Source organism: Nocardia sp. NPDC060220 (assembly GCF_042727815.1).
GTDB lineage: Bacteria > Actinomycetota > Actinomycetes > Mycobacteriales > Mycobacteriaceae > Nocardia.
In genome coordinates this window covers 1-4,093 of the sequence record NZ_JBHWZY010000634.1, presented here as the reverse complement: position 1 = coordinate 4,093, position 4,093 = coordinate 1, and the positions used below count along the sequence as shown (strand labels likewise).

4 protein-coding genes and 1 pseudogene are annotated in these 4,093 nt (G+C 68.5%); 3 read left to right on the top strand and 2 right to left on the bottom strand.

Translation table 11 applies throughout. The features are described from left to right. Positions 1 to 219 (top strand): ArsR/SmtB family transcription factor (locus ACFWF3_RS26725; RefSeq protein WP_379316107.1); only part of this gene is annotated, 219 nt, incomplete at its 5' end. Positions 220 to 333: 114 nt separating this feature from the next. Then, a complete protein-coding gene (locus ACFWF3_RS26720) occupies positions 334 to 1,968 on the top strand; it encodes a long-chain fatty acid--CoA ligase (RefSeq protein WP_378990437.1) in 1,635 nt (544 codons plus the stop codon). 53 nt (positions 1,969 to 2,021) lie between these two features. On the opposite strand, the gene ACFWF3_RS26715 is transcribed toward ACFWF3_RS26720, so the two are convergent. Both ACFWF3_RS26715 and ACFWF3_RS26710 read right to left on the bottom strand, forming a co-directional pair. Next, positions 2,022 to 2,414, bottom strand: coding sequence for an SCO5389 family protein (locus ACFWF3_RS26715; RefSeq protein ID WP_379316105.1), 393 nt, complete (start codon positions 2,412 to 2,414; stop codon positions 2,022 to 2,024). A gap of 69 nt (positions 2,415 to 2,483) precedes the next feature. Next, positions 2,484 to 3,530 carry an NAD(P)H-dependent flavin oxidoreductase gene (locus tag ACFWF3_RS26710; protein ID WP_379316103.1) on the bottom strand — a complete coding sequence of 349 codons (1,047 nt, stop codon included), beginning with the start codon at positions 3,528 to 3,530 and terminating at the stop codon, positions 2,484 to 2,486. 266 nt (positions 3,531 to 3,796) lie between these two features. Here ACFWF3_RS26710 and ACFWF3_RS26705 point away from each other — a divergent pair. Then, a pseudogene (locus tag ACFWF3_RS26705) lies at positions 3,797 to 4,093 on the top strand (M23 family peptidase); the annotation flags it as partial.

Genomic DNA, 4,093 nt, shown 5'->3' with positions numbered 1-4,093 from the left:
GGCCCCTCGGTGTCCCAGCATCTGGCGAAACTGCGGATGGCCAGGCTCGTGCGTACTCGTCGCGAGGGGACCACCATCTACTACAGCCTCGACAACGACCATGTCCGCAGCCTGGTCGTCGACGCGGTACACAACGCCGAACATGCCGGTCCCGGGGTGCCATCGCACCATAGGGGGCCCGATGGTCAGCCGCCGCACGCGCGGCCGCCCGGTGTGTGATGACGAGCCGACCTGCAGGAATGTTGTCGGAGGAAACGATTGCGAGCCCCAAACCTTTCGGTAGCATCCGTTGTGACGTGGCTCATGCCACGGCAGGGACTTGAAGGAGCACCGATGCTGAGCACCATGCAGGACGACCAGCTCTCGCTGGCCAAACTGCTCAACTATGCCGCAACATTCCAGGGCGATTCGACTGTGTCCACATGGACCGGTGACGGTGTTCGCACCATGACCTACCGTGAGCTCGGCGCCGATTCGGCCCGGCTGGCCAACGCGCTGCGGGGTCTCGGCATCGAAGAGGGCGACCGCGTCGGCACCTTCATGTGGAACAACAACGAGCACATGGTCGCTTACATCGCGGTGCCCGCGATGGGCTCGGTGCTGCACGCGCTCAACATCCGGCTGTTCCCCGAGCAGTTGGTCTTCGTCGCCAACCACGCCGAGGACAAGGTCGTGCTCGTCGACGGCACGCTGGTGCCGCTGTTCGCGCAGTACCTACCGAACCTGAAGACCGTGCAGCACGTGATCGTCGTCAACGGCGATCCGGCCGCGCTCACCGCGCCCGAAGGCGTCACCGTGCACTCCTACCGCGAGCTGCTCGACGCCCAGTCCGCCGACTTCGACTTCCCGGTCGTCGACGAGCGTTCGGCCGCCGCGATGTGTTACACCTCGGGCACCACCGGCGACCCGAAGGGCGTCGTCTACTCGCACCGCTCCAACTGGCTGCACGCGATGCAGGTGAACTCGCCCAACGGCATGGGTTTCCAGGGCTCGGACTACGTGCTGGCGATCGTGCCGCTGTTCCACGCCAACGCGTGGGGCCTGCCGTACGCGGCGCTGATGTCGGGCGCCAACGTCCTGATGCCGGACCGCTTCCTGCAGCCCGGCCCGCTGCTGGAGATGATGGCGGCCGAGAAGCCGACCTTCGCCGCCGCGGTGCCCACCATCTGGGGCGGCGTGCTGGCCGCGCTGGCCGCCGCGCCGCAGGACATCTCGCACCTGCGTACCGCGGTCGTCGGTGGCTCCGCGGTGCCGCCCGCGATGATGCGCGCGTTCGAGGAGAAGCACGGCGTGCGCATCCTGCACGCGTGGGGCATGACCGAGACCTCCCCGCTGGGCAGCGTCGCGCACGCGCCCGCGGGCGTCAGCGACGACGATGCCTGGGAGTACCGCTACACGCAGGGTCGTTTCCCGGCCAACGTCGAGGCCCGGCTGGTCGGTGACGACGGCAAGGTCGTCCCGAACGACGGTGAGTCGCTCGGCGAGCTCGAGGTCCGCGGCGCGTGGATCACCGGCTCCTACTACTCGCCCACCGGCGCGGAGATCGACCCGGACAAGTTCGACGACGGCTGGCTGCGTACCGGCGATGTCGGCAAGATCAGCGCCAACGGCTACCTCACCCTGGTCGACCGCTCCAAAGACGTGATCAAGTCCGGTGGTGAGTGGATCTCCTCGGTGGATCTCGAGAACGCGGTGATGGGCCACGCGGCCGTCGCCGAGGCCGCGGTCATCGGTGTGCCCGACGAGAAGTGGGACGAGCGCCCGCTGGTCGCCATCGTGCTCGCCGAGGGCGCTGCCGCCGAGGCAGCCGAGCTGCGCGACTACCTGGCCGACAAGTTCGCCAAGTGGCAGCTGCCCGAGCGCTGGACCTTCATCGCCGAGGTGCCCAAGACCAGCGTCGGCAAGTTCGACAAGAAGCGCCTGCGCGCCCAGTACGCCGAGGGCGAGCTGGACGTCGTCACGGTGTAGCGAAAACGACAAGGCGGGCGTGGAATTGCTTCCACGCCCGCCTTTTTCGTCGATCAGCAGTTGCGCAGCTCGGGGCTCTGATTCAAGAGCTGGGCGCGAGGGCTGATGTAGGTGGTGTAGGTCTCCCCGCCGACGGCCGACAGCGGGAACGCCGCGACCCGATGGCAGTTCTGGAAGGCCAGCCTGACACCGAAATGCCGTTCCAGGCCGCCGCGGATGGCGTCGGAGGCCAGGGCGCGCAGCAGCTGCCCGCGAGCCACCTCGTCCGGCGGCGGGATCCGGTTGTCGGCGTACTCGTCGGTGCCGGTGCGCAGGTCTTCGGCCACCCGGCTCACCACCTCCCACGCGTAAGGCAGGGAGGTACGGACACATTCGACGAATTCGGCGTCGTCGATATTGCCTTGTTCTGCGCGTTCGAGTAATGCGGCGGGAACATCGAGGGACATGGCTCTCCTCCTGCTTGGGGGTGGTCGGCGGGACGCGATGCCAGGTCCGAGTCTAAACGAAATCCGTTGTCAATAACCCTGAATTCGTTCCGAAAGTGCTTTCCGGAGTGCGCTTTTCGCGTCGGCGGCGAGATCGGTGACCAGTTCGCTTGCCGGTTGCCCGGTGCTCAGCGAGTGCGCTTGCCCCGCCCACAGATTCACTTCGTCGGTGTTGCCACCCGCCCGCGCGGCCGCCCGCAAGGGGGCAGTGGCGTAATGGATTTCGGGGTACGCGGCGGGCGCGTCGGCGGTGTGGTCGACGAGGAAACGGTTGCGGATCCCGCGCGCGCGACGTCCGGTGAACGCGCGCGTGAGCATCGTTGGTTCCGGCGTCCCGATCGCACCACGATGCACGGCGTTGGTGCCGGCTTCCGGGCAGCGCAGCAGCGCGGTGCCGATCTGCGCCGCCGACGCACCGGCCGCCAGTACCCCGGCCACACCGGCGCCGGTGGCGATCCCGCCCGCCGCCACGAGCGGGCGGGAGGTGACGGCGGTGAGCAGCTGGATCAGGGTGAGCAGGCCGGGCGGGTCGATCGGGTCGTCGGCGGGATCGTCGAGGAAGCTCGCGCGGTGCCCACCCGCCTCGGCGCCCTGGGCGATCAGCACGTCGGCGCCCGCCTCGACGGCGATCAGCGCCTCGGCGGGGGAGGTGACCGTGACCCACACCTCCGAGCCGACCGCGTGCAGCCGGTCCACCTCCACCGCGCTGGGGCAGCCGAAGGTCGTCGAGACCACGGCGACCGGATCGGCGACCAGCAGATCGAGCTTGTCGTCCCATCCGTCGGTGTCGTGCTCAGGGGTGCCGATCGGGAATTCGGCGCCGAGTTCGGCGAGGTAGGTGGCGTAGCCGGCCGGATCGGCCACCACGCCGGGCGCGAACAGGTTCACCCCGAACGGCGCCGTGGTGGCGGCTCTGGTCGCCTCGATCTGCGCTGCCACCGCCTCGGTGCCGAGGTATCCGGCGGCGAGCTGGCCGAACCCGCCCGCGGCCGCGACGGCGACCACCAACTCGGGTGTGGACGGGCCGCCCGCCATGGGCGCGGCGACGATGGGGACGGTCAAGGTCTCGATCACCATGGGTCGAGTCTGGTCGGTCGGGACCGTGTTCAGGCCCGGTGACAGCGCGTGTGATGGGTCGGACACTGTGATTGTTACTGTGCGGCACGTCATCTACCTGCGAATTCGTGACAGAAGGTTGCGGAATGGTCACGGCCGGGTAGAGTTCGCGTCACAACGGATGCCGAACCGTTACACATAGTTCGGCATCGGAGAACACCCAGGTGGTCTCCGGCCCGGTCGCAGACCGGTTTCGTTTCCTTGTTGTCGGACGCTAGGACGAGATCTTGTCGCAGCACCGTGTGGGTCCCGAATCCATCTCCGTGCAGGCCCTGCTTGCGCACGCGGATGGCCGGAGCCCGAGCAGGAGCAGGCACCGCGCCGAGGCGTCGCGTTCCGATCGTGTTCGGGTCGCCGCCAGTGCCGCGGTCGCCGCGGGCGCGTTGGTCGGCGTCACCGCTCAGATCGCCCCGGCCCTGGCCTTCGCCGCACCGCTGCTGCCGACCCACGACGACAGCGTCGAGGAATCGGTCGTTCCCGAGTCGGCCCGCCAAGATGTCGACCTCGTCGCCGCGCAGGAAGTC